Genomic DNA, 24,900 nt, shown 5'->3' with positions numbered 1-24,900 from the left:
TCGGTTAGGCTAGCCTTTGCTACCAGGCTCTGCAATCGCTACGTGTGCGGGGTGTGCGGCGCACAGTAAGGTGACTGACCGGTGGGGGCCGGGCGTTGGCCTCCCGTGCCGGAGCCGCCGACCAGGAGAGACCGTTGACCAAGCTGCTGTTACTGCTGCTGATCGTTGTCGTGATCGTGGGCATCGTGCTGATCCTGCGAAATCGGGCCGGGACGAACAAAACTCCTGCTGCCAGGGTCGATCCGCTCGCCGACTACCCGGAGGTCTACGACCCGTACAAGATCGGCGTCGGCGACATCATCACGTACGCCGGAATCGATCACGTCGTGCGCGGAACCATCACCCTCGACGAAGAGGGATACATCTGGCACGAACACCTCCTCGACGGGTCGACCGGCCAGCGATGGCTCACCGTCGAGAACGACGAGGGCAACCTCGACATGACGCTGTGGATGCGCCGGGAGGGCACGGGCCTCGAACCGGGCGGTGATGTGATCCTCGACGACAGGGTGCACCGGCAGATCGAGCGCGGCACCGCCTCGTTCACTGCGGAAGGCACCACCGGGACCGCACCCCAGGGCATCGTGGACTACGCCGACTACGAGACCGCCGACAAGACCGGCCTGCTGTCCTTCGAGCGCTGGGCGCGGACGCAGTCGTGGGAGGTCTCCACGGGCCGCGCCGTCACCCGGGGCGAACTCACCGTGATCCATTCCGGTCCGCCGCAGTGACACTGCACGTCCTCGACATCGAGTCGCGTGATGTGACGGCCGAGGCGCTCGGTCTCGTCGTGAACGCCGAAACACCGCTTGCGCTGGCCGAACTCACCATCACCTATGGTGACGAACGGGTGACTCTCGGAGTGCTCGGGGCGTCGCACGCGGTGACGGCGTCGGCGGCGGGCAGTCGGATCACCGAACAGGTGTCCTGCGACGCGATCGCCGCCGGCGGCAGACCGCTACCGGTATCCGACAGCGCGGGCGGGTACCGATTCGACTCGACCACCGACATCGTCGACCGCGCCCGCCTCGAGCAGACCGCCGACTGGCTGCGGCGGCAGGCCACCGAGGTGGAGAGGTGGATCTGCGGGGCGTTCCCCGGAGACCACACCGCACTGACCGCGCTCACGGCTACGCGTGAGCATTCCGGCGGATGGGCCTGGCGGACCTGGCATCTGTATCCGGGAGATAAGGGCGGGGTGATCGTGAAGACACGAAGCAGGTGGCTGCCGTGAGCAGGTTCGGGACACGCGTGCGGCTCGCCCCGATGCTGCTCCTGGTGTTGGCCGCGACCGCATGCGGCGGCGGGGTGCGCGACTACATCGCCGACACGTACGCCCTGCAGAACACCGCGGGCGACGCGAAGACGTACAGGTCGAAAGACCCGGTGGGCACCACCGTCTCGTCGATCGTCGCCGACGAGCCCCCGGCGGCTCGGAAGGCCGACGGCGGCAGCGAATACCTGCGCTACGACGACGACATCGTCACGGTCAGCGCCGCGCCGGGCGGCGGCAGCCTCGTGCGCGTCGAAGACATCGACGGACGCTATCGAAGCGGCGGGTTCGCCTATCTGGGGCCCGGTTTCAACCCCGGCTCACCGGCGGGCGGCGCCGGCGGCAGCGGCGGATCCGGCAGCGCGAAATGACAGAGACCACTCGACTCGGGAGAAGTGCGTGAACACCACCTACACGGCGGCAGCAATGGAAATCGGCAGCGTCGACGTCGGATTGCTCGCCGTCGGCATGCTCGGCACCCTGGCGTACTTCGTCATCGGCATCGCCGTTCTCGGAGTCGGCTTCGCCGTCCTCGACCTCGCCACTCCCGGCAATCTCCGGCACCAGGTGTACGTAGACAAGAACCCCAACGCGGCGATCCTGCTGGCGTCGAACCACCTCGCCCTCGCCGTCGTCGTGGTCACCGCGATCCTCACCAGTTCCGACGGATTCGCGCAGGGACTCGCCGACTCCGCGGTCTACGGTCTCTTCGGGGTGCTGCTGCAGGTCATCGCGCTGCGCCTGATGAATGTGCTGCTGCCGGGGCAACTCGTCGGACTGGTCGGGAACCCGCAGATGTGCGGTGCCGCCTGGGCGGTCGGTGCGAGCCTCTTCGCCATCGGCCTGGTGAACGCCGCCGCACTCACCTGATCGACGTGACCACCACAGCGGCAAAGCCGAATTCTTCCACCACCCGCGCTCTCGGCGGGCGCGCCAGGGCGTTCCTGCTCGCCGCCGTGGCCGCGTGCGCGGCGTGCGGGCTGATCTACGAACTGGCACTGCTGACGCTGTCGGTCAGTCTGACCGGCGGCGGGATCACCCAGACGTCGCTGATCGTCGCGGGTTTCGTGGCCGCGCTCGGGGTCGGTGCCCTCGCCGCCAAACCGTTGCTCTCCACGGCCGCCGCGTCGTTCGTGGTGGTCGAGATCGTCCTCGGACTCGTCGGCGGATTCAGTGCGGTGACCCTGTACGTGACGTTCACGTTCTTCGGTTCCAGCGCAATCGTTCTGGTGCTCGCCACCGCGCTGATCGGTGTGCTCGTGGGCGCCGAGGTGCCGCTGCTGATGACGCTGCTGCAGTCGGGCCGCAGCGACACCGACGCCGAAAGCACCGGAAAGGTGCTGGCGAACCTCAACGCCGCCGACTACGCAGGCGCCCTGGTCGGTGGCCTCCTCTGGCCGTTCGTCCTGCTGCCCGTCGCCGGGATGATCCGCGGCGCCGCCATCACCGGCATCATCAACCTCGCGGCCGCCGCCGTCGTGGCGCTGATCCTGCTGCGCTGGCAGCTGAGCCTGCGGACGCGGCTCCTCGCAGTCGTGGCGCTGCTCGTCGCCGCCGCCTGCATCGCGGTGCTGCTGGTCCGCGCCGACGGCATCGAGACCACGTCCCGGCAACGCCTCTACACCGACCCCGTCGTCGCAGCGGAAAGGTCGCAGTACCAGGAGATCGTGGTTACCGAACGTGGGGGAGACGTGCGGCTCTTCCTCGACGGCGACCTCCAGTTCTCCAGCGTCGACGAACACCGGTACACCGAATCGCTGGTCTACCCCGCGATGGCCGACGACCCCAAGCGGGTACTGATCCTCGGCGGCGGCGACGGCCTCGCCGCCCGCGAGGTCCTGCGACTGCCCGGCGTCGAGGACATCGTGCAGGTCGAACTCGACCCGGCGGTCGTCGAACTCGCGAACACGCGACTGTCCGGGCTGAACCATGGTGCGCTGCAGGACCCGCGGGTGCACGTGGTCCTGGACGACGCGTTCCGGTGGCTGCGCGACGCACCCGACTCGGGATTCGACGCCGTCATCGTCGATCTCCCCGACCCGGACACCCCGGCGCTCGGCCGCCTGTACTCCACCGAGTTCTACGGTCTCGCCGCCGCCGCTCTCAACCCCGGCGGACTGATGGTCGTGCAGTCGGGCAGTCCCTATTCGACGCCCGACGCGTTCTGGCGCACCACGTCGACCGTCGCGTCGGCGGGTCTGGCCGTCACGCCGTACCACGTGCTCGTGCCCAGCTTCGGGGACTGGGGGTACGTCCTCGCCCGGCGCGGTCCCGAACCGCCGGCACTGCGCCTGCCCCGCGACGTCCCCGAACTCCGCTTCCTCGACGAACCGACCCTCGCCGCGTCCGCGATCTTCCCGCGCGACCGCCCCCGCCGCGAACTCGAGCCCTCGACCCTCGACCGTCCGCGCATCGTCGACGACATGCGGAAGGGCTACGAGCGGTGACATGCCTTCGGCCCGTGAGTACTTATTAACCCCCCGACGTTAATAAGTACTCACGGGCGCGTCAGCGCAACTAGTTCATGGATATACTAAAAGCGGAGGTGGCGGGCGCTGGGCCCGCCACCGGCTCGCGATAGGGTTCCCTCATGACCGATGACGTAGCGCCGGTGCCTGTCGAGGTGCCCGAGAGCCTCGACTTCTGGTCGTTCATCGAACTGGCGAACAGGCGTCTGAGCACCGAATACGGTTCGACGCACGAACTCGCCACGCAGGTGCTCCTGACGTTGAACCGCGCGTCGAATGTGGTGACGTACGACCTGGAGTCGTCGATCCACCGGCCGCGCGGGTTGTCGTGGTCGGCGTTCCGGCTGATGTTCGTAACGTGGCTGGCGGGGCCGGTCGAGTCGAAGACTGCCGCCAAGCTCACCGGTATGAGCCGGGCCGCCGTGTCGAATCTGACGAAAACGCTGGTCAGCGGTGGTCTGATGGAGCGGGCTCCGGACGAGCGGGACGGCCGGTCGGTCCAGTTGTCGCTCACGGAGAAAGGGCGCAGCGAGATCGGTGAAATCTACCGCGAGCAGAACGAGCGCGAACACGCGTGGGCGAGTGTCCTCACCGAGCCGGAGCAGCGCATTCTCGTCATGCTGCTCGACAAGCTGATCACCAACCGCAGCCAGTTCGACGTCCGCGGCCGTAACTGACCCTGCTGTGCCTCCTCGAGAAACCTGTGCTTGCCATCACGCCCCCAATTTAGTTAATGTGTTTACTACTACGGACACGCACTTCTAGGGAGGCCGGTCATGGCGTTCTATCGGCACGTGGGCAACATTCCGCCCAAGCGGCACACGCAGCACCGTGACGACAACGGTCAGCTCTACTTCGAGGAGTTGATGGGCGAAGAGGGCTTCTCCTCGGACTCCTCGCTGCTCTACCACCGCCACATCCCGTCGGCGATCGTCGACGCCACGGTGTGGGAGCTGCCCGATCAGAGCACCACCCCCAATCACCCGCTCAAGCCGCGCCACCTGAAGCTGCACGACCTCTTCCCGGAGACGGTCTGGGCCGACACCGACGTGGTCACCGGGCGCCGGCTGATCCTCGGCAACGCCGACGTCCGCATCTCCTACGTGGTTGCAGCCAAGGAGTCGCCGCTGTACCGCAACGCGATCGGCGACGAGATGGTGTACGTCGAATCCGGTGCCGCCACCGTCGAAACCGTGTTCGGTGCCCTGGAGGCGAAGCAGGGCGACTACGTCCTGATTCCGATGTCGACCACACACCGCTGGATTCCGCGGGGCCCGGAACCGTTGCGCGCCTACGCGATGGAAGCCAACAGTCACATCGTCCCGCCGAAGCGCTACCTGTCCCGGTTCGGCCAGCTGCTCGAGAATGCGCCCTACTGCGAGCGCGACCTGCACGGACCGTCCGACGCGCTGCAGTCCGAGGGTACGGACGTCGAGGTGCTCGTCAAGCACCGGACGTCGCACGGCATCGTCGGCACGCGAATGGTGTACCCGCAGCATCCCTTCGATGTCGTGGGGTGGGACGGCTGCCTGTACCCGTATACGTTCAACATCTCCGACTACGAACCCATCACCGGGCGCGTGCACCAGCCGCCGCCGGCGCATCAGGCGTTCGAGGGCAACAACTTCGTCATCTGCAACTTCGTGCCCCGCAAGGTCGACTACCACCCGCTGTCAATTCCGGTGCCGTACTACCACTCGAACGTCGATTCCGACGAGATCATGTTCTACTGCGGCGGAGACTACGAGGCGCGCAAGGGTTCCGGCATCAGCCAGGGGTCCATCTCGATTCACCCCGGCGGCCACGCGCACGGACCGCAGCCGGGTGCGTACGAACGCAGCATCGGCGCCGAGTTCTTCGACGAACTGGCCGTCATGGTCGACACGTTCCGTCCGCTCGAACTCGGCGAGGGCGCACTCGCGTGCGAGGACTCGGGCTACGCGTGGACCTGGGCAGGGCGGGGGCCGAAGCAGTGATCCCCGCTCTCTTCTCCGGTCTCTGCGACGACGCCGCCCTGTTTCCGCCCGGAAACGCGCCGCTCCCCGATGCTCTGCCCGCGCACGCCCGGCATCTGTCGGCGACGTACGGGGATCTCCTCGGACCTTTCGTGTTCCCCGTCGCCCGGCTGGACGAACTGACAACCGGTGCGATCGAGTTGAGCCTGACGCTGCCCGGTGGCCCGGCCACTCTCGAACCCGCACTCGACCGTCTCGCGCGGATCGACGGTGCCACCGCGGTGGCGCTCGAGATCGCGGCGCCCGTCGAACAGACGGCCGCGGAGTTCTTTGCCGCATTGGAGGCCGCGGCGGACCTGACCTCCGGTTGTGAGGTGTTCGTCGAGGTCCCGCGTGGCGAGCGCCGGGCCGGCTTCCTCGCCGCACTCGTCGGCGGCCCGTTCGCGGCCAAGTTCCGCACGGGAGGCGTTGTCGCCGAGGCCTACCCGGACGAGAGTGAACTCGCGTCCGCCGTGCGCGCCGCCGTCACGACGCGCGTCCCGTTCAAGGCCACCGCCGGACTGCACCACGCCGTGCGCAACACCGATCCGCACACCGGTTTCGAGCAGCACGGATTCCTCAACGTGCTTCTCGCCACCCGGCACGCACTCGACGGCGCCGACACCGACCGGGTGGCCGCGACCCTCTCCGAGCGTGACGGTACCCGGATCGCCCGCGAACTGAGCGACCTCCCCGCCGACGTCGTCGGCGCCGTCCGCACCGCCTTCCGATCCTTCGGCACGTGCAGCATCCTCGAGCCCCTCGAGGATCTCGTCGCACTGCACCTCGTGCCGACGTCCGCCCTCGCCGATGAACACGCTTCCGCCGATGAAGGAGCCCACGCATGACCGTCCTCGACATTCCCGCCGATTCCCTGTTCGGGTTGGAGAACCTTCCGTACGGCGTGTTCTCGACCGCGGACTCGGCCCCCCGGGTCGGTGTGCGGGTGGGAGACTCCGTGGTGGATCTCGCCGCCACTCTGGGTGACGACGTCTTCGCGCAGCCCACCCTCAACGCATTCATGGCGCAGGGCCCGGACCGCTGGAGCGAGGTTCGCCGGCAGATCACCGAACTCGTCCGGGGCGACGTCGCCGACACCGCGGTGTTCGCGGTCGAGGACGTGACGATGCACCTGCCGGTGGCCGTCGCCGACTACGTCGACTTCTACGCGTCCGAGAATCACGCCACCAACCTCGGACGACTGTTCCGCCCCGACTCCGAACCGCTGATGCCCAACTGGAAGCACCTGCCGGTCGGGTACCACGGGCGGTCGAGCACCGTCATCGTGTCGGGCGTCGACGTGATCCGGCCGTGCGGGCAGCGCAAGGCCCCGAATCAGGACGCCCCCGACTTCGGGCCGTCCCGCCGCCTCGACATCGAGGCCGAGATGGGCTTCCTCGTCGGCGTCCCGACGAAGCTGGGGGAGACCATCACCCCGGATCGGTTCGCGGACCACGTGTTCGGCGCGGTCGTCGTCAACGACTGGTCGGCCCGCGACATCCAGGCCTGGGAGTACGTTCCGCTCGGCCCGTTCCTCGGGAAGAGTTTCGCGACGTCCATCTCCCCGTGGGTGGTGCCGCTGGCGGCCCTCGAGGCGGCCCGCATCGACACCCCGACGCAGGATCCGCAGCCGCTGCCGTACCTGCGCGGCGAAGAGAAGTGGGGTCTGGACATCGACCTGGCCGTCGAATGGAACGGGCACGTCGTGTCGCGGCCGCCGTACGCGCAGATGTACTGGTCGCCGGCGCAGATGCTCGCGCACACCACGGTCAACGGCGCCGCCGCCAGCACGGGTGATCTGTTCGCGTCGGGCACCATCTCCGGACCTGAGAAGGACCAGCGCGGGGCTTTCATCGAACTGACCTGGGGTGGGCAGGATCCGGTCGTCGTGGGGGACGAGAAGCGCACGTTCCTCGAGGACGGCGACGAGATCGCCATCTCCGCCACCGCACCGGGCCCGAACGGCACCCGCATCGGCTTCGGTGAGGTGCGGGCCCGCATTGCTCCCCCTGTGAGTACTTCTTAACCGCCGGCGGTTAACAAGTACTCACGGGTGGTAGGCAGTAGTCATGACCGAGAACTTCGTCGAGACCACTGCCTTGCCGGACACCGGCGTCGCGTTCCTCACCCTGAACCGCCCGGACCAGCGCAATCCGCTGTCGTCCGAGGCCATGCGGGATGTCACCGCAGCGCTTCGGAAGCTGGGCGACGACGACACCACCCGCGTCGTCGTCATCAGGGCTGCAGGACCGGTGTTCTCCGCGGGTCACGACCTGAAGGAGATGATCGGCCGCACACTCGAGGACGAGCAGGCCATCTTCGACACCTGCGTCGAGATGATGCAGGCCGTGCAGGACATTCCGCAGCCGGTCATCGCGTCCGTGCAGGGCGCGGCGGTCGCGGCGGGCTGTCAGCTCGCGGCGTCGTGCGACCTCGTGGTGGCGTCGTCGAACGCCGTGTTCGGGACGCCGGGAGTGAAGATCGGCCTGTTCTGCTCCACCCCGATGGTGGCGCTCAGCCGTGCGATCGGACGTAAGCGCGCACTGCAGATGCTGCTCACCGGCGAGACGATCGATGCCGAGACCGCGGCCGACTGGGGTCTGGTGAACCTGGTGGTCGCGCCGGAGGACCTCGACGCACAGACCCGGGCGCTCGCCGCGAAGATCACGAAGGCCAGCCCGCTCACCGTGAAGATCGGCAAGCAGGCGTTCTACCGCCAGATCGAGCTTCCCCAGGACGAGGCGTACGCGGCGATGGCCGAAACGATGGCCGCCAACGCCGTCACCTGCGACGCGCAGGAAGGCATGCAGGCCTTCGTCGAGAAGCGCACCCCGCAGTGGCAGGGAAAATAGCCGCTCACGCCACGGGCCTCGCCTCGCATTGCATGGTGTCGCGAACCGGCGAAAGATCAGGGGTGCAGTGGCTGCGGCCGCGGGCCGTCGGCGCCCGCCGACGGTGGACCGCGACAGGCCGGCCACCGAGAATGTTCTCACTGCGGGGCGACTGTCCCGCGGGAGGTGACATCGATGTTCATTCAGATCATTCAAGGAAAGGTGTCGGACGAGGCCGGCCTCGTCCGGTGCATGGACCGCTGGACCGAGGACATCCGCCCGGGGGCGACGGGCTTCCTCGGATGCACTCAGGGATTGTGCGACGACGGAACGTTCATCGCACTGGCGCGATTCGAATCGGCCGAGGCGGCCCGGCTCAACAGCGAGCGTCCCGAGCAGGGCGCCTGGTGGGCGGAGACCGAGCGGTGCTTCGACGGCCCGGTGTCCTTCATGGACTGCCCCGACGTGGCCGAGTGGATGGGTGGCGGTTCGGACGACGCGACGTTCGTGCAGGTCATGGAGGGCCACACGACGGACGCGCACCGGATGCGGGAGTTGCTGGACGAGTCCGCCGACCGGGTGCACGAGCTGCGACCGGAGATCCTCGGTGGAACGCTGTGCACGTACGGCGACGGCGGGTACGTCGAGGCGGTGTACTTCACGTCCGAAGCGGAGGCCCGTTCCCACGAGAAGTTGGAGATACCGGACGACCTGAGGTCGTTGTTCGAGGAGGAGGGCCGGTTGACCGACGACGTGACGTACTACGACATGCATTCGCCGATGCTGGTGTCGGCTGGGCGGTAGCGAACCTCTGGCGAGGTAATTGGACGTCCTATAACCTTCGTGCATGAGTCTGGATGCGCGCACCGATACCGTCGACGGAGTGCTGCGGCGCTCGGCCGCCAAGTTCCCCGACCGCAGGGCGCTGACGTTCGAGGACCGCACGTGGACGTACCGGGAACTCGACGACGCGGTCAGCCGCGCCGCCGCCTACCTGCAGTCGCTGGGACTGTCGGCCGGTGAGCGCGTCGCCGCGTACGGCACCAACTCGGACGCGTACACGATCGGGTTCCTGGCCTGCGCGCGTGCGGGTCTCGTGCACGTCCCCGTCAACTATGCGCTCAAGGGCGAAGAGCTGACCTACCTGGTGTCGCAGTCCGGGAGCGCCGCGGTGCTGGTCGATCCGGCGCTGCGGGGCACCCTCGACTCGATCCGGGACGGGCTGGACCTCCGCCACGTGGTGCCGTTGCGCGACGCCGAGGGTTCCCTGCTCGCCCACAGCGGCTCCGGCGACGTGCCCGCCGTGGCCGTGCCGGTCGCGTCCACCGACCTGGCGCAACTGCTGTACACGTCGGGGACGACGTCGAAGCCGAAGGGCGCCATGATGACTCACGGCGGGCTCGTGCACGAGTACGTGTCCTCCGTGATCGCCCTCGCGTTGAGTGAGGGGGACAATCCGCTGATCTGCATGCCGCTGTACCACTCGGCGGGCATGCACGTGTTCATGCTGCCGTACCTGTCGGTGGGCGCCTCGGTGAATCTGATGCAGACTCCCGACATTCCGGAGATCCTGCGGCGCATCGAAACCGATCGCATCGGCTCGCTGTTCCTGGCCCCGACCGTGTGGGTGCCGCTCGCCGGATATCCCGACCTCGAGACCCGCGACCTGTCCTCGCTGAAGAAGGCACAGTACGGTGCGTCGATCATGCCGGTGACGGTGCTGAACCGGCTGCGCGAACGCTACCCCGACCTCGGCTTCTACAACTGCTTCGGACAGTCCGAGATCGGGCCGCTCGCCACGGTGCTGCAGCCCGCCGAGCACGAGGCGCGGCCGTCGTCGTGCGGCAAGGCCGTGTTCTTCGTCGAGACCCGGGTGGTGGATCCGGACGGCAACGACGTTCCGGACGGCGCGCCGGGCGAGGTGCTCTACCGTTCGCCCCAACTGTGCCTGGGGTACTGGGACAACCCCGGCGCCACCGCGGAGGCGTTCCGCGACGGCTGGTTCCACTCGGGCGATCTGGTGACGCGGGACGCGGAGGGGTACATCACCGTCGTCGACCGCATCAAGGACGTCATCAACACCGGCGGCATCCTGGTGGCATCGCGGGAGGTCGAGGACGCCGTCTACACGCACCCGGACGTCGCCGAGGTCGCCGTCATCGGGACGCCGGACGACAAGTGGATCGAGGCGATCACCGCGGTGGTGGTGCTGCGCGAGGACGCGTCCCCGGACGGGTTGATCGCCCACGTCAAGGAGCGCATCGCGCCGTTCAAGGTGCCCAAGCAGGTGGTGTTCGTGGACGAATTGCCCCGCAACCAGAGCGGCAAGCTGCTCAAACGCGAACTGCGCGCCAAGCTCTGACTATTTCCGTGTCGACGCTCGCTCGATCAGTTCGACCGGAAGCTTCACCGATTCGACGTCGTTGCCGGCGATGATCGACAGGAGATGACGCACACCCGTCGCGCCGATGAGGCGGGCGGGTGACCGGACGGTGGTCAGCGGCACCGGAAGCTGGGCGACCACCGGAATGTCGTTGTACCCGACCAGTGCGAGGTCGTCAGGGATGCGCAGTCCGAGGTCGCGGGCGACGCCGAGGACGCCGATCGCAATGGTGTCGCTGACGGTGAAGATCGCCTCGGGGCGCGAATCCGACTCCAGGAGAACGGTGGCCGCGGCGACGCCGCCGGACACGTCGAAGTCGGAGCGGACGACGCGGTCCGCTCCCAGCTCGATGCCGTTCTCGGCCAGCGCGTCCCGGAATCCGGCGAGCCGGTCGCGGGAGGTGCTCGCGTGGTCGGGGCCGGCGATGGCGGCGATCTCGGTGAAACCGCGGTCGAGGAGATGGCGTCCGGCGAGGTAGCCGCCTCGGTGGTCGTCGCCGGACACGAACGGCAGACCGACGTCGGCGTGCCGGTTGAGTTGCAGCATCGGCAGCGACCCCACCGACAGCGAGTCGACGAATTCGCGGCCGGGGCTGTGGAGGCTGCTGAGCAGGAGGCCGTCGACCTGCCTGCTGACGAGGAACTCGATGGCGCGGCGCTGGGCGTCCAGGTCGTCGGGTGGGCTCGACAGCAGCACCGAGTAGCCGGCCTGCGTGGCCGTCTCCTCGATGCCCTGGAACATTGTCGCGACCACCCCGTCGGTGAGTCGCGGCATGACGACGCCGAGGGTGGTGGTCTTCCGGGTCCGCAGGCTCGCGGCCCACAGATTGGGCTGGTAGCCGAGTTCGACCGCCACCTCGCGCACCCGTAGTGCGGCCTCGGACCAGCCGTCGGCGGGCTCGGGCTGCCGGAGCACCCGGGACGCCGTCGACACGTGGACACCGGCGCGTTCGGCGATCTCGCGGAGGGTCGGCGGACGCCCGGAGGTGCGTGTCGGGCGGTCCGGCAGGTTCACAAGCAATCCTCGCGGTCGGGGTCGGGGACCCGGCGGCCTCGTGGTTGACGTCCGCCGGAACGCGCCCTAGTCTACGTGACGAAATCGTTCGTGCAATCGTTCTCGCGAACGTTTGCACACCAGCCCCACCGGCCCCGTGGAGGAACAATGTCCGACTCGCAGTCCCTGTCCCAGCTGTTCGCCCTCGACTCGCTGCTCGACACCGAGGAGATCGCGATCCGCGACACCGTGCGCCGCTTCGCGGACGAGAAGATCCGGCCCCACATCGGCGAATGGTTCGAGGCGGCGGCACTGCCCGTGCGCGAACTCGCGGAGGGGCTGGGCGAACTCGGTGTCCTCGGGATGCACCTCGACGGTTACGGCTGCGCCGGCATGAGCGCCACGGCCTACGGCCTGGCCTGCCTGGAGCTCGAGGCCGTCGACTCCGGAATCCGCAGCCTCGTGTCGGTGCAGGGCTCGCTGGCCATGTTCGCGATTCACCACTACGGCAGCGAGGACCAGAAGCAGGAGTGGCTGCCCCGCATGGCCGCGGGCAAGGCGATCGGCTGCTTCGGTCTGACCGAGCCCGACTTCGGCTCCAACCCCGCGGGCATGCGCACGGGCGCCAAGAGGGACGGCGACGACTGGATCCTCAACGGCACGAAGATGTGGATCACCAACGGATCCGTCGCCGACGTCGCCGTCGTGTGGGCGCGCACCGACGACGGCATCCGCGGATTCGTCGTGCCCACCGACACCCCCGGCTTCTCGGCGCCCGAGATCAAGCACAAGATGTCGCTGCGCGCGTCCGTCACCTCGGAACTCGTGCTCGAGGACGTCCGGCTGCCCGAATCCGCGATGCTGCCCGAGGCCAAGGGGCTGGGCGGCCCGCTGGGCTGCCTCAACGAGGCCCGGTTCGGCATCATCTTCGGTGCGATGGGCGCCGCCCGCGACTGCCTCGAGTCCGCGATCTCCTACGCGCAGGACCGTCAGGTGTTCGACAAGTCGCTCGCCGCCTACCAGATCACTCAGGTCAAGATCGCCGACATGGCCCTCGAGGTCGGCAAGGGGCACCTCCTCGCCTACCACCTCGGACGTCTGAAGGATCGCGGCGAGGCACGCCCCGAGCAGGTCAGCACGGGCAAGCTGAACAACGTGCGCGAGGCCATCGCCATCGCCCGCGAGTGCCGCACGATTCTCGGCGCCAACGGAATCACGTTGGAATACCCCGTGATCCGGCACGCCAACAACCTCGAGTCCGTGCTCACCTACGAGGGAACGTCCGAGGTGCACCAGCTGGTGATCGGCCGTGCGCTGACGGGCGAGGCAGCGTTCCGGTGACTGCTTCGCTGGAGGGCCTGCTGATCGCCGACTTCGGGCGGGTGCTCGCCGGGCCGTACGCCACGATGCTGCTCGCCGATCTCGGCGCCGAGGTCGTAAAGATCGAACGCGCCGGCGTCGGTGACGACACGCGGCAGTGGGGTCCGCCGTGGGTGGGCGACGAGTCCACCTACTTCCAGTCCGTCAACCGCAACAAGCGGTCCTTCGCGTGGGACCTGCGCGACCCCGTCGACCTGGAGCAGGCGCGGGAACTGGCCGCCCGGGCCGACGTTGTGGTGGAGAACTTCCTGCCCGGCACGATGGACCGGCTCGGGCTCGGCTACGACGCCGTTCGAGAGATCAACCCCGACGTCGTCTACTGCTCGGTGACGGGTTTCGGCGGCCAGAACAACCTGCCCGGATACGACCTGCTCATCCAGGCCGTCGGCGGGTTGATGAGCATCACCGGTCCCGAACCCGGCGTCCCGACGAAGGTCGGGGTGGCCGTCGTCGACGTCGTCACCGGACTGCACGCCGCGGTCGGGATACTGGCGGCGCTGCGGCACCGCGACCGGAGCGGGGAGGGGCAGCGCGTCGAGGTGAACCTGCTGTCGTCGCTGCTGTCCGCCCTCGCGAACCAGACGTCGGGGTATGTGGGCGCCGGTGTCGTCCCGCAGGCGATGGGCAACCGGCATCCCAGCATCGCGCCGTACGAGGTGTTCCGGACCGGCGACCGTCCGCTGGTGCTGGCGGTGGGGAACAACCGTCAGTTCGCCTCTCTCGTCGAGGTTCTCGGTGTGCCCGAACTCGCCGGCGACGAGCGGTACGCGACCAACACGCAACGGGTCGCGCACCGCGAGCAACTGGTCCGGGACATCACCGACGCGCTGTCCGCGGACTCCGCGGACGTGTGGTTCGAGAAGCTGACCGAGCAGGGTGTCCCGTGCGGGCCGCTCAACGACATCGCCGACGCGGTGGCGCTCGCCGAGCGGCTCGGGCTGAACCCGGTGGTCGAGATCGACGATCCGCGCAGGGACCGGCCGGTGCGGCAGGTGGCGAACCCGATCCGGCTCAGCGCCACCCCGGCGAGCTATCGCAGCGCCCCGCCGCGGCTGGGCGAGGACACCCCAGCCGTGAGTACTTGTTAACGTCCCGCGGTTAACAAGTACTCACAGGGGGCTCTTTCCTAAGGGAGTGTTAGGAAGGCTCCGTGGCCCTTCCGAATCGATGTGACGTGACCCACTGTGGTGTGAACGCAGAGATCCAGGGCATCGAGAGGAGTCCCGCGTGAGCATCACATCGACGGGTGAGCGCCGAGTCATCGGCAATGTTTTGAAGGGTTCGGTCGGCAACCTGATCGAATGGTACGACTGGTACGTCTACGCGGCGTTCAGCGTGTACTTCGCGAAGGAGTTCTTCCCCGAGGGCGACACCACCGCGCAGTTGCTGTCCACGGCAGCCGTTTTCGCGGTCGGGTTCCTCATGCGGCCGATCGGCGGCTGGATCATGGGCCGGTACGCCGACCGGCACGGTCGCCGGTCGGCGCTCACCCTGTCGGTGACGGTGATGGCGGCGGGTTCGCTCGTCATCGCCGTCACGCCGTCCTACGCGAGCATCGGGATCGTGGCACCGGTGCTGCTGGTGATCGCCCGGATGCTGCAGGGACTGTCGGTGGGCGGCGAGTACGCCACCAGCGCCACGTACCTGGCCGAGGTCGCGTCGCCCGGCCGGCGCGGGTTCTACTCGAGCTTCCAGTACGTCACGCTTGTCGCCGGACAGCTGATCGCGCTGGGTGTGCAGATCGTCCTGCAGTTGACGCTGCCTGCGGAGGCCATGCAGTCGTGGGGCTGGCGGATCCCGTTCCTCATCGGCGCGGCCGGTGCCGTCGCGGTGATGTGGCTGCGTCGCACGATGGACGAGTCGGAGGCGTTCACCGAAGAGGTGGAGGCCAAGCGTGACGACGACGCGCCGGCGAATGGGCCGAAGGAGGGTTCGCTGCGAATGCTGCTGCAGTACCCCCGCGAATGCCTGCTGGTGTGCGCCCTGACGCTGGGTGGGTGCGTGGCATTCTACACGTACACCACGTACATGCAGAAGTACATGATCAACACCTCCGGCATCTCCAAGGACACGGTGGCGTGGATCAACTTCGCGGCCCTGCTGGTGTTCATCGTGTTGCAGCCGATCGGCGGCGCTCTGTCCGACCGCATCGGCCGCCGCAAGCTGCTCATCTTCTTCGGCGTGGGCGGAACCGTCCTCACCGTGCCGCTGATGACCGTGCTCGGGAAGACGACGAACCCGCTGGTCGCGTTCGCGCTGATGATGCTGGGATTGATCGTCGTCACCGGCTACACGTCGGTGAACGCGATCGTGAAGACGGAGCTGTTCCCGACGAAGGTCCGCGCGCTCGGCGTCGGGTTGCCGTACGCCCTCACGCTGGCGATCTTCGGCGGAACCGTCGAGACCGTCGCCCTCGCCCTGAAGCGGGCAGGCCACGAATCGCTATTCTTCTACTACGTGACCGGGTGTATCGCCATCTCGCTCGTCGTCTACGTCTTCATGCGTGAGACTTCGAACGGCTCGCCCCTCGACCGGCCGTCCAGCCGGGAGGACACCCCGGACGACGACGTCGAGCTGGTCGACTCGCGGAGCTGATCGAAGGGAAGTGACGTGCAGATCGCGGTGGTCGAAGACGACGACGGAGTCGGCGACGCACTTGTGGAGGCGCTGGGAACCCACGGCCACGAGGCGGTGCGCATGCGCCGCGGCTCCGATCTCCTTCTCGGCCATCGCGGTATGGACGCGGTGATCCTCGACCTCGGTCTCCCCGACGCGGACGGCCTGCAGGTGCTCCGGCAGCTGCGGGCCGTCAGCGACGTTCCGGTGGTGATCCTCACGGCCCGCGACGACGAACGGTCGGTGGTGCGGGGACTGCGCGGCGGGGCGGACGACTACCTCGTCAAACCGGCGCGGCTCGCGGAACTGCTGGCCCGGCTCGACGTCGTGACCCAGCGCAGGCGCGCGACCGGACCTTCGGCCGAGCAGACGGTCACCGAGGGTGACGTGGTGGTCGATCTGGCGGCGCGCGAGGTGGAAGTCGGCGGTGCACCGGTTGCGTTGACGGCCAAGGAGTTCGAGCTTCTCGAGGTGCTGGTCACCCGTCCCGGCGCCGCGGTGAGCCGCCAGCAGTTGATGGACGCCGTCTGGGGCGACGCGTATGTGGCGATCTCCCGCACCCTCGACGTGCACATGACGGGGCTGCGCGCGAAACTGGGCCGTCCCGGGCTGATTTCGACCATCCGCGGGTACGGCTACCGCTGGGGCGCGTGACGTGCGCCGCCGGGTGCTCGCCGTCCTGCTGGTGTTCGCGGCCGTCGCGGTGGTGGCGTTCGCGGTCCCGCTGGCGCTGGCGACCAGTGCCGGGCGGACCCAGGCACTGAGGCTGAGCCGGGAGGCGGACGCGACGCATTTCGCGAGCCTCGCCGGGCAGACCCAGGCCCCCGGAAGTACCACACTGCTGCGCGAAGAGGTGGCCCGCTACCACGAGTTGTACGGCGAGGGCGTCCTCATCGTCGACGCCAGGGGCAACGTCCGCGCCGGGGCGGGACTGTCGCCGGACGACTCCGACGTCGCCGCGGCGATCACGGCGGGACTGCGCAACCAGAAGCAGGGCATCAGCGGTTCGCTGACCCCGTGGTCGGCGAACCGGGTGCTGTCGGCCGTGCCCGTCGGCACCGGGGCGCAGGTGGACGGCGCTGTCGTGCTGGACGTGTCCACTCGCGCCGCACGGGAATCCATCCGGATGTCGTGGCTGGTGATCGTCGCGGGGGCGCTCGGCGCGCTGGCAGCGGTCACGGCCGTCGCGATCGCGCTGTCCCGGTGGACGGTTCGCCCGCTCGGGGCGCTCACCGCCAGGGTCGGAGCCCTCACCGAGGCGGTCCCGTCCCCGCGTCCGCGGGCGGGTCGCACCTCCGGGCGGCCGTCCGGCCGGTACAGCGGACCGCCGGAGGTGCAGGAACTCGCGAAAGCGTTCGATACCATGTCGGGCGCCGTCCAGGCGTCGGGTCAGGCGCAGCGCCAGCTGATCGCCGACACCGCCCATCAGCTCCGAAACCCCCTCGCGGCCCTGCACATCCGGCTTGATTCCCTCGGCCCGCACGTCGCCGAGGCCGGTGCCGAAACCTACCGCCGGACGGGGATGGAGGTCGATCGGCTCGGCGGAATCCTGGACGGACTGCTGGCGCTCGCCGTCGCCGAATCACCCGCCGACACCGGTGAGGACGAGTCCGCGCGCGGCGGCTGCGACATCGGTGCCGTCCTCGCGGACCGTGCCGACGCCTGGACGGAGGCCCTCGGGGAATCGGGGATGACCCTCGCGTTCCGGCCACCGGCGGAGCCGCTGGTCGCCGACTTCCGGGACAGTAACCTGTCCCAGGTCCTGGACGTCCTGCTCAGCAACGCCCACGCGTACGCCGGCCGCGGGTCGACGGTCCGGATCGACACCGGAAAGTCCGTCTCGGGAATCGAGATCCGGGTCAGCGACGACGGCGTCGGGGTGAGCGAGGACGAGATCGGCAAACTGTCTTCGCGGTTCTTCCGCGGGTCAGGGGCGGCGCAGCAGGGCACCGGCCTCGGACTGTCCATCGCGACCGCACTGGTCGAGGGCGGCGGCGGAACGCTGACGGTCGCTGCGGCCCGGCCGCACGGGCTGCAGGTCACGCTGACGCTTCCGGAACCGGCGGTGCCGGCGTGATCACGCGACGAACACTGCTGCGCGGCGTCCTCGCGGCGGGCGCGACCGCGGCCACGGGTGCGGTTCTCGCCGCATGCTCGGACAGCGGTACCGATCCGCTGCGACTCGCCGCCGGTGAGGAGGGCGGATTCTTCTGGGAGTTCGCCCAGTTGACGGCCGCGGCCGCCGAACGTGCCGCACTGCCGGTGCGGATCGTCCCCGTCCGGACCGCCGGGTCGATGGAGAATCTGGCGGCGCTGGCGTCCGGCGACGCGGAACTGGCCCTGAGCCTCGCCGACGCCGCCGTGTCGGCGATGGAGGCCGGGGCCGCATTCACCGCTCTCGGCAAGGTGTACGAGAACTACATGCAGCTCGCGGTGCGCGCCGATTCCGGGATCACGGACACCGCGCAGTTGCGGGGCGCCCGAATCAGTCTGGGCGCCACAGGCTCCGGTGCGGAATTGACGGGCGAACGCATCCTCGACGTCCTGGGCCTGGCGGGTCCGGGAGACGTGACGCGACTGCACCTCTCGATGACCGATGCGGGGAAGGCCCTGCGGGACGGCACGGTCGATGCGGTTCTGTGGGCGGGCGGGGTGCCGACGCCGTCGTTCGCGGATCTCGGGATCCCGCTGCGACTGCTCGACCTGTCCGCCGAACTGGAATTACTACGGGTGCGGTTCGGTCCGCGCTACGAGCCGGTGCTGATTCCGCCCGGCACGTACGGACAGCAGACGTCGGTCGCGACGATCGGTCTCGCGAACCTGCTCCTCGCCGACCAGGCCGTGTCCGACGACGCCGCGGGTGCCATCGTCGAGGTGCTCATCGACCACGCGGCGGAACTGGTGCCGGATCAGGCTACCGGCAGCCAGTTCCTGGACCGGCAGTCGCTGATCGTCACCGCCGGCGTGCCGCTGCACCCCGGAGCGGCCGCGGCGTACCGCAGGCACCACGGCTGACCGGTCCCTTAGTGCACCCGGGCGACGACGAAGATGCGTCGGAACGGGAAGAACGTGCTCCCGTCCGGTCGCCGGGGATACGCCTCGTCGAGGAGCGGGACGAGTTCCTCCCGGAAGCGCTCCCAGTCCGGCGCGGAGAGGGCATCCTTGACCGGTCGGAGCGCCGTTCCGGTGATCCACTCCAGTACCGGGTTCTCTCCGGTCAACTGCTGGACGTACGTGGTCTCCCAGGCGTCGACGACGCACCCGGCGTCCGCGAGCAGGCCCGCGTACCCGACGGGATCGTCGACGACGTTCGTCGCCCGGAACGGCACGTCCGCCAACCACCGGGACCACCGCTCGGCCCCGGCGAGGTCCCGGACGATCGCGTGCGAGGGCGCGTCGAAGTTGCCGGGGACCTGCACCGCGATCCACGCCCCCGACGGCAGTTGTCCCGGCCAGCGGCGAAGCAACTCCCGGTGCTCGGGCACCCACTGCAGGGCGGCGTTGGAGACGACGACGTCGGTGTCGGGCTGCGGCGTCCAGTCGCGCACGTCCAGCCGGGCGGCGTCGAGTCCGCGGTCACGCGCGGCCCGGACCATCTCGGCTGAGCTGTCGGACGCCTCCAGGACGGCGTCCGGCCACCGCTGGGCGAGGCTGACGGTCAAATTTCCCGGGCCGCAGCCGAGGTCGACGACGCGGCGGGGTGACCGCGTGTCGACGCGCGACAGCAACTCGTAGAACGGGCGCCCGCGATGGTCCGCGAAGGCGAGGTACTTGTCCGGATCCCAGATGTCGTCCACGCCTCCAAACGGTACGCCCATACTGTTGGTGTGTGGGGTCAGAGGCCGAGATCCTTCGCGATGATCGTCTTCATGACCTCGCTCGTTCCGCCGTAGATGCGGGACACCCGGGTGTCCGCGTACAGGCGTGCGATGGGGTATTCGAGGATGTAGCCGTAACCGCCGTGCAGTTGCAGGCACTTGTCGATGACCCGTCCCGCGGCCTCGGTGCAGAACAGTTTCGCCTTCGCGGCGTCGGCGACCATCAGTTCGCCCGCGTCGTGCAGTTCGAGTGCGCGGTCGGCCATCAGCTGGATCGCCTCGACCTCGGTGGCGCACTCGGCGAGCACGAACTTGGTGTTCTGGAACGCCGCGACGGGCTTGCCGAACACCTTGCGTTCCTTGACGTACGCGATCGCGTGCTGCAACGCCGCGGCCGAAGTCGCCGATCCGCCGAGCGCGATGGACAGACGCTCCTGCGCGAGGTTGTGGGTGAGGTAGCTGAACCCGGCCCCCTCCTCGCCGAGGCGGTCCGCCACCGGCACCTGCACGTCGGTGAAGGACAGTTCGGCGGTGTCCGACGCCTTCAGGCCGATCTTCTCGATCTTGCGGCCCACCGCGAAACCCTCGGCTGTGGTGTCGACGACGAGGATGGTCAGACCGGCCCGGCGGTCCTCCGGGGTGCTGGGCGCGGTGCGGCACACCACGAGGATCCGGTCGGCGAGCGCGCCGCCGGTGATGAACGTCTTCGCGCCGTTGAGGACGTAGTGCGACCCGTCCGCCGACAGCTTCGCCGACGTCGCGATGCTTGCCAGGTCGGAACCGGTGCCCGGCTCGGTCATCGCAATGGCGAACATGATGTCGCCGGAGGCGAATCCGGGGAGCCACCGCTGCTTCTGCTCGTCGCTGGCGTACTCGAGCAGGTACGGCAGGATCAGGTTGGTGTGCACGGAGTAGCTGCCGAACGTGACGCCTGCGGCCGCCGTCTCCTCGCCGACCACCGCGGCGAACTTGAAGCTCTTCTCACCGGCGCCGCCGAACTCCTCCGGCACCTGGATCCCGAGCACACCGAGCTCACCGAGGCGGCGGTAGAAGTCGCGCGGCGGATGCCCTTCGCCCTCCCAGTCGTGGTGGACGGGCGCGACTTCCTTGGCGATGAAATCGCGGATCGTCTTCCGGAACGCGTCGTGATCTTCGTTGAACACCGTACGCTGCACGGGTTTTCTCCTTCGGATTACAGTGCGTAACTGCGCAGTACGCCCTTGCTGATGATCATCTTCTGAATCTCGCTGGTGCCCTCGCCGATGAGGAGGAACGGTGCCTCGCGCATCAGGCGCTCGATCTCGTATTCCTTCGAGTAGCCGTAGCCGCCGTGGATGCGGAAGCTGGCCTGGGTCACCTCGGAGCAGTACTCGCTGGTGAGGTATTTGGCCATGCCCGCGGCGACGTCGTTGCGTTCCCCGGAGTCCTTCAGGCGGGCGGCGTTGACCATCATCAGATGCGCGGCTTCCACTTTCGTCGCCATCTCGGCGAGGCTGAACGCGACCGCCTGGTGTTCGGCGATCGGCTTGCCGAACGTGCTGCGTTGCTGCGCGTACCGGGCGGCGAGCTCGAACGCCCGGATCGCGACCCCGCACGCGCGGGCGGAGACGTTGACCCGGCCGACCTCGACGCCGTCCATCATCTGGGAGAACCCGCGGCCCGGGGTTCCGCCGAGGACGTCGCCGGCGGCCGCGTGGTAGTTGTCGAACAGCAACTCGGTGGTGTCGATGCCCTTGTAGCCCATCTTGTCGATCTTCCCCGGGATGGTGAGTCCGGGGAGGACCTCACCGAACCCGGCGGGCTTCTCGATCAGGAAGGTGGTCAGGTTGTCGTGCGGCTTGGCGGCACCCTCCTCGGTGCGCACCAGTGCGGCGACGAGCGTCGAGCTGCCACCGTTGGTGAGCCACATCTTCTGGCCGTTGATCACGTAGTTGCCGTCGGCGTCGCGCTTGGCCTTGGTGCGGATCGCGGCGACGTCGGAACCCAGCTCGGGCTCGGACATCGAGAACGCGCCGCGCACCTCACCGGTCGCCATCCGCGGCAGGTAGTAGTTCTTCTGGGCGTCGGTGCCGTGCTGACGGATCATGTACGCGACGATGAAGTGGGTGTTGATCACACCCGACACGCTCATCCAGCCGCGGGCGAGTTCTTCGACGCACAACGCGTACGTGAGCAGGGATTCGCCCAGCCCGCCGTACTCCTCGGGGATCATCAGCCCGAACAGGCCCATGTCGCGCATCTTGTCGACGATGGCCTGGGGGTAGGTGTCGGAGTGTTCGAGTTCCTGTGCGGCCGGGATGATGTCGCGATCGACGAAAGTGCGCACGGTGTCGACGATCTCGGTCTGGAACTCGGTCAGATCGAGAGTGTGGGCGAGGCGGCTCATAGAACTCAGAATGCCCGATCCGCGGGTGCCCTTCTAGAGGTGTTCGGGCTATCTGTCGGATAGCGCAGTCCAATGCACCCGCCGCCCGGCGACCCATAGGCTGACGTAGCCGGTGCCTTCGCCGAGTACGTATTGATCGACGGCTTCCCGGTCCGTTCAATGAATCGAGACACTGTGACCCACGCCACGACATACTTCGAAGGGATCACCACGTGACCCGCTCCTCTGCCACCCTCGACCGGGCCGTCGCCATCGGTTCCGAGTCCCGCAGCCGCGCTTGGGGCCTGACCGCGCTCCTCGTGCTGCTCTACGTCGTCAACTACGCCGACAAGGCCGTCCTCGGCATCATCGCCCAGCCCCTCGCCCACGAACTGGGGCTGAGCGCCTCGCAGATCGGGCTGGTGGGCAGCCTCTTCTTCCTGACCTTCACCGTCGGCGGCTTCTTCGCCGGCGCGCTGAACCGCTGGATGTCGCTCCGATGGGCGCTGCTGCTGCTCGCGATCGCCTGGTCCGTCGCAATTCTTCCGCTCGTGGTCGTCGCGAGTTTCGCGGTCCTGCTGGTAAGTCGCCTGCTGCTCGGGCTCGCGGAGGGCCCGAGTTCCGCTCTGCTCCACACGGGGGCGTACTCGTGGCACGCCCCCGCCAAGCGCGGACTGCCGAGCGCACTGCTCGCCGGCGCCGCATCGATCGCGAAGATCGCCGTCGCGCCCGCTCTCGCGTTCGTGACCGTCACGTTCGGGTGGCGCTATGCACTGGTCGCGCTGGCCGCCATCGGAGTGCTGTGGTGCGTCGTCTGGCTGACCGTCTGGAGCGAAGGCCCGTACATCCGCAGCGGGAAGGGCGCCGATTCCGCGGTCGCCGGTGAACCGGCGGTGCCGTGGGGTCGCATCTTCCGGACCCGCACGTTCATCAGCGGTGCGCTTCTCGTCATGAGCGTGTACGCCCTGGTGGCCGTGGTTCTGACGTGGCTGCCGTCGTACTTCGAAGTGGGCCTCGGGTACAGCCGCTTGCAGGCCGGCTCCATGTTCGCGTTCCCGAGCATCGCCGGGCTGATCCTGATGCTGCTGTCGTCCGTGATCGGCGACCGTCTGCTCGCACGCGGCTCAACGTCCCGCGTCGTCCGCGTCGTCGTCCCCGCCGTCGGGGTGCTGATCTGCGGTGCGATCCTGCTGGCCCTCCCGTCCATCACGGCACCCGCGGTGGCCGTCCTCGTCGTCTCCGTCGGCTACGGCTTCGCCGCGTCGGTGTTCCCGCTGCTCAACGCGGCGATCTCGGAGATCTGCCCGCCCCGCCAGACCGCGGGCACCCTGGGTGTCTTCCTCGCCGTCATGGCGATCGGCGGACTCGTCGCCCCCTACGCGACGGGTCTGATCGTCGACGCGGCCGCCTCGCCCGCCGAGGGGTACGCCACCGCGTTCCAGGCCCTCGGACTCGTCGCCGCCGTGTGCGCCGTCGGTGCGCTGCTCTTCGCGAACCCCGAGCGCGACAAGAAGCTGGTCCGGGGCGACGCTGCGGTCATAGGCACGAACTAACGCTGCGATCGGCCGAAAGTCGTTGTGCTGACAACTTCGCCCGTGATTGATTCGAGTCACCCCCTCAGATCGAAGGAACACACCATGCGCGATGCAGTGATCGTCGACGCCGTCCGCACGCCCATCGGGCGGCGTGGCGGGTCCCTGTCCGGAATCCACCCCGCAAATCTGTCGGCGCACGTCCTCGAGGCCCTCGCGGCGCGCACCGGCGTCTCCCCGGATCAGGTCGGCGACGTCGTCTGGGGCTGCGTCAGCCAGGTGGGGGAGCAGGCGGGCAACGTCGCCCGCACCGCCGTCCTCGCCGCCGGCTGGCCCGAATCAGTGCCGGGCACCACCCTCACCCGGGCGTGCGGGTCGAGCCAGCAGGCCCTGAGCTTCGCCGCCGCCACCGTCATCGCGGGCCACGAGGACATCGTCGTCGCCGGTGGCGTGGAGTCGATGAGCCGGGTCCCCATGGGCAGCGCGAGCACGAACGGTGAGCACTTCCCGGCGGCCGTCCTCGACCGGTACGGCGTCGGCGGGTTCAGCCAGGGCACCGGCGCCGAGATGATGGCCGAGAAGTGGGGGCTCTCCCGACAGGCGCTCGACGAGTACGCGCTGCGATCGCACGCACTCGCGGCCGCCGCCGCGGACCGGGGCGCATTCGACGGGCAACTCGCGCCGCTCTCCGACGTCCTCGCCGGGGACGAGGGGATCCGCCGGGGCGGCACCCTCGAATCCCTCGGCAAGCTGAAGACCGTCTTCAAGGAGGACGGCGTGATCCACGCCGGCAACTCCTCGCAGATCTCCGACGGCGCCGGTGCGCTGCTCGTCACGACGAGCGAGAAGGCCGCCCAACTGGGCCTGACCCCGATGGCCCGCATCCACACGTGCGCCGTCGCGGGCGACGACCCGGTGATCATGCTGACCGGACCCATCGCCGCGACGGAGAAGGCACTGTCCCGCTCCGGACTGAAGATCGACGACATCGGCGCCTTCGAGGTGAACGAGGCGTTCGCTCCCGTCCCGATGGCGTGGCAGGCGGAGACCGGCGCCGCGACGGACCGGCTCAATCCGCTCGGCGGCGCCATCGCGGTCGGGCACCCGCTCGGCGGTTCCGGGGCGATCCTGATGACCAGGCTCGTCCACCACATGCGGGACAACGGCATTCGGTACGGACTGCAGACGATGTGTGAGGCGGGTGGCCTCGCCAACGCCACCATTCTCGAACTTCTCTGATCCGGCAA

24 protein-coding genes are annotated in these 24,900 nt (G+C 68.6%); 20 read left to right on the top strand and 4 right to left on the bottom strand.

Annotated elements, in window-relative coordinates:
* Positions 1-134: 134 nt before the first annotated feature.
* The 12 genes from CA951_RS23540 to CA951_RS23485 all read left to right on the top strand — a co-directional run bounded on the left by CA951_RS23540 (position 135) and on the right by CA951_RS23485 (position 10,928).
* Positions 135-731 carry a DUF4178 domain-containing protein gene (locus tag CA951_RS23540; protein ID WP_087559113.1) on the top strand — a complete coding sequence of 199 codons (597 nt, stop codon included), beginning with the start codon at positions 135-137 and terminating at the stop codon, positions 729-731.
* The gene (locus CA951_RS23535; protein WP_087559112.1) at positions 728-1,234 is read left to right on the top strand and encodes a DUF2617 family protein; all 507 of its coding nucleotides are present in this window, start codon (positions 728-730) and stop codon (positions 1,232-1,234) included. The genes CA951_RS23540 and CA951_RS23535 overlap by 4 nt, the downstream gene beginning before the upstream one ends.
* Entirely contained in the window at positions 1,222-1,644 is a 423-nt protein-coding gene (locus tag CA951_RS23530; protein ID WP_087559111.1) for a DUF4247 domain-containing protein, read from the top strand. Before CA951_RS23535 ends, CA951_RS23530 begins: the two co-directional genes overlap by 13 nt.
* A 28-nt stretch (positions 1,645-1,672) precedes the next feature.
* On the top strand, positions 1,673-2,143 hold the full coding sequence (locus CA951_RS23525; protein WP_087559110.1) for a DUF350 domain-containing protein: 471 nt from the start codon (positions 1,673-1,675) through the stop codon (positions 2,141-2,143).
* Positions 2,144-2,148: 5 nt separating this feature from the next.
* Positions 2,149-3,720 carry a polyamine aminopropyltransferase gene (locus CA951_RS23520; protein WP_087559109.1) on the top strand — a complete coding sequence of 524 codons (1,572 nt, stop codon included), beginning with the start codon at positions 2,149-2,151 and terminating at the stop codon, positions 3,718-3,720.
* Positions 3,721-3,863: 143 nt separating this feature from the next.
* The gene (locus tag CA951_RS23515; protein WP_087559108.1) at positions 3,864-4,418 is read left to right on the top strand and encodes a MarR family winged helix-turn-helix transcriptional regulator; all 555 of its coding nucleotides are present in this window, start codon (positions 3,864-3,866) and stop codon (positions 4,416-4,418) included.
* Between the two features lie 99 nt (positions 4,419-4,517).
* Positions 4,518-5,717, top strand: a complete 1,200-nt coding sequence (locus tag CA951_RS23510) for a homogentisate 1,2-dioxygenase (RefSeq protein ID WP_087559107.1) — start codon at positions 4,518-4,520, stop codon at positions 5,715-5,717.
* Entirely contained in the window at positions 5,714-6,583 is an 870-nt protein-coding gene (locus tag CA951_RS23505; RefSeq protein WP_087559211.1) for a hypothetical protein, read from the top strand. Before CA951_RS23510 ends, CA951_RS23505 begins: the two co-directional genes overlap by 4 nt.
* A complete protein-coding gene (gene fahA, locus CA951_RS23500) occupies positions 6,580-7,761 on the top strand; it encodes a fumarylacetoacetase (RefSeq protein WP_087559106.1) in 1,182 nt (393 codons plus the stop codon). The genes CA951_RS23505 and fahA overlap by 4 nt, the downstream gene beginning before the upstream one ends.
* A 43-nt stretch (positions 7,762-7,804) precedes the next feature.
* Positions 7,805-8,587, top strand: coding sequence for an enoyl-CoA hydratase (locus CA951_RS23495; RefSeq protein ID WP_087559105.1), 783 nt, complete (start codon positions 7,805-7,807; stop codon positions 8,585-8,587).
* Between the two features lie 174 nt (positions 8,588-8,761).
* Positions 8,762-9,370, top strand: coding sequence for a hypothetical protein (locus CA951_RS23490; protein WP_087559104.1), 609 nt, complete (start codon positions 8,762-8,764; stop codon positions 9,368-9,370).
* Between the two features lie 43 nt (positions 9,371-9,413).
* On the top strand, positions 9,414-10,928 hold the full coding sequence (locus tag CA951_RS23485; RefSeq protein ID WP_087559103.1) for an acyl-CoA synthetase: 1,515 nt from the start codon (positions 9,414-9,416) through the stop codon (positions 10,926-10,928).
* Here CA951_RS23485 and CA951_RS23480 read toward each other — a convergent pair whose 3' ends face one another.
* Positions 10,929-11,963: a LacI family DNA-binding transcriptional regulator gene (locus CA951_RS23480; RefSeq protein WP_087559102.1), complete on the bottom strand. Its 1,035-nt coding sequence runs from the start codon at positions 11,961-11,963 to the stop codon at positions 10,929-10,931. It abuts the gene before it with no gap.
* Positions 11,964-12,110: 147 nt separating this feature from the next.
* On the opposite strand from CA951_RS23480, the gene CA951_RS23475 reads away from it, so the two are divergent.
* From CA951_RS23475 to CA951_RS23450, 6 genes are all read left to right on the top strand, one after another.
* Positions 12,111-13,283, top strand: coding sequence for an acyl-CoA dehydrogenase family protein (locus CA951_RS23475; protein ID WP_087559101.1), 1,173 nt, complete (start codon positions 12,111-12,113; stop codon positions 13,281-13,283).
* Positions 13,280-14,410, top strand: a complete 1,131-nt coding sequence (locus tag CA951_RS23470) for a CaiB/BaiF CoA-transferase family protein (protein WP_087559100.1) — start codon at positions 13,280-13,282, stop codon at positions 14,408-14,410. The genes CA951_RS23475 and CA951_RS23470 overlap by 4 nt, the downstream gene beginning before the upstream one ends.
* Before the next feature lie 139 nt (positions 14,411-14,549).
* Positions 14,550-15,917, top strand: coding sequence for an MFS transporter (locus tag CA951_RS23465; protein ID WP_087559099.1), 1,368 nt, complete (start codon positions 14,550-14,552; stop codon positions 15,915-15,917).
* A 15-nt stretch (positions 15,918-15,932) separates the two neighbouring features.
* Positions 15,933-16,592: a response regulator transcription factor gene (locus CA951_RS23460; protein ID WP_087559098.1), complete on the top strand. Its 660-nt coding sequence runs from the start codon at positions 15,933-15,935 to the stop codon at positions 16,590-16,592.
* 1 nt (position 16,593) lies between these two features.
* Positions 16,594-18,015 carry a HAMP domain-containing sensor histidine kinase gene (locus CA951_RS23455; protein WP_087559097.1) on the top strand — a complete coding sequence of 474 codons (1,422 nt, stop codon included), beginning with the start codon at positions 16,594-16,596 and terminating at the stop codon, positions 18,013-18,015.
* Positions 18,012-18,953 carry a TAXI family TRAP transporter solute-binding subunit gene (locus tag CA951_RS23450; RefSeq protein WP_087559096.1) on the top strand — a complete coding sequence of 314 codons (942 nt, stop codon included), beginning with the start codon at positions 18,012-18,014 and terminating at the stop codon, positions 18,951-18,953. Before CA951_RS23455 ends, CA951_RS23450 begins: the two co-directional genes overlap by 4 nt.
* Before the next feature lie 8 nt (positions 18,954-18,961).
* On the opposite strand, the gene CA951_RS23445 is transcribed toward CA951_RS23450, so the two are convergent.
* The 3 genes from CA951_RS23445 to CA951_RS23435 are packed head-to-tail and all read right to left on the bottom strand — an operon-like array spanning position 18,962 to position 22,142.
* Positions 18,962-19,726 (bottom strand): trans-aconitate 2-methyltransferase, encoded by a 765-nt coding sequence (locus tag CA951_RS23445; RefSeq protein ID WP_087559210.1) that lies wholly within the window; start codon positions 19,724-19,726, stop codon positions 18,962-18,964.
* Between the two features lie 47 nt (positions 19,727-19,773).
* Positions 19,774-20,931: an acyl-CoA dehydrogenase family protein gene (locus CA951_RS23440; RefSeq protein ID WP_087559095.1), complete on the bottom strand. Its 1,158-nt coding sequence runs from the start codon at positions 20,929-20,931 to the stop codon at positions 19,774-19,776.
* Positions 20,932-20,948: 17 nt separating this feature from the next.
* Positions 20,949-22,142, bottom strand: coding sequence for an acyl-CoA dehydrogenase family protein (locus CA951_RS23435; protein WP_087559209.1), 1,194 nt, complete (start codon positions 22,140-22,142; stop codon positions 20,949-20,951).
* Between the two features lie 212 nt (positions 22,143-22,354).
* Between CA951_RS23435 and CA951_RS23430 the strand changes: the two genes are divergently transcribed.
* Together CA951_RS23430 and CA951_RS23425 are read left to right on the top strand one after the other, a co-directional pair.
* Positions 22,355-23,674: an MFS transporter gene (locus tag CA951_RS23430; protein ID WP_087559094.1), complete on the top strand. Its 1,320-nt coding sequence runs from the start codon at positions 22,355-22,357 to the stop codon at positions 23,672-23,674.
* An 84-nt stretch (positions 23,675-23,758) separates the two neighbouring features.
* The gene (locus CA951_RS23425) at positions 23,759-24,892 is read left to right on the top strand and encodes an acetyl-CoA C-acyltransferase (protein ID WP_087559093.1); all 1,134 of its coding nucleotides are present in this window, start codon (positions 23,759-23,761) and stop codon (positions 24,890-24,892) included.
* Positions 24,893-24,900 lie beyond the last annotated feature (8 nt).

This window comes from Rhodococcus sp. NCIMB 12038 (assembly GCF_002165735.1).
Lineage (GTDB): Bacteria > Actinomycetota > Actinomycetes > Mycobacteriales > Mycobacteriaceae > Rhodococcus_F.
The sequence above is the reverse complement of the archived record's forward strand: the minus strand, read 5'-3'. Positions and strand labels throughout refer to the sequence as shown.

Coding starts and splice junctions, on each gene's coding strand:
- CA951_RS23515 (WP_087559108.1), top strand. CDS start 3,864: ATGACCGATGACGTAGCGCCGGTGCCTGTCGAGGTGCCCGAGAGCCTC.
- CA951_RS23510 (WP_087559107.1), top strand. CDS start 4,518: ATGGCGTTCTATCGGCACGTGGGCAACATTCCGCCCAAGCGGCACACG.
- fahA (WP_087559106.1), top strand. CDS start 6,580: ATGACCGTCCTCGACATTCCCGCCGATTCCCTGTTCGGGTTGGAGAAC.
- CA951_RS23495 (WP_087559105.1), top strand. CDS start 7,805: ATGACCGAGAACTTCGTCGAGACCACTGCCTTGCCGGACACCGGCGTC.
- CA951_RS23490 (WP_087559104.1), top strand. CDS start 8,762: ATGTTCATTCAGATCATTCAAGGAAAGGTGTCGGACGAGGCCGGCCTC.
- CA951_RS23485 (WP_087559103.1), top strand. CDS start 9,414: ATGAGTCTGGATGCGCGCACCGATACCGTCGACGGAGTGCTGCGGCGC.
- CA951_RS23475 (WP_087559101.1), top strand. CDS start 12,111: ATGTCCGACTCGCAGTCCCTGTCCCAGCTGTTCGCCCTCGACTCGCTG.
- CA951_RS23435 (WP_087559209.1), bottom strand. CDS start 22,142: ATGAGCCGCCTCGCCCACACTCTCGATCTGACCGAGTTCCAGACCGAG.
- CA951_RS23425 (WP_087559093.1), top strand. CDS start 23,759: ATGCGCGATGCAGTGATCGTCGACGCCGTCCGCACGCCCATCGGGCGG.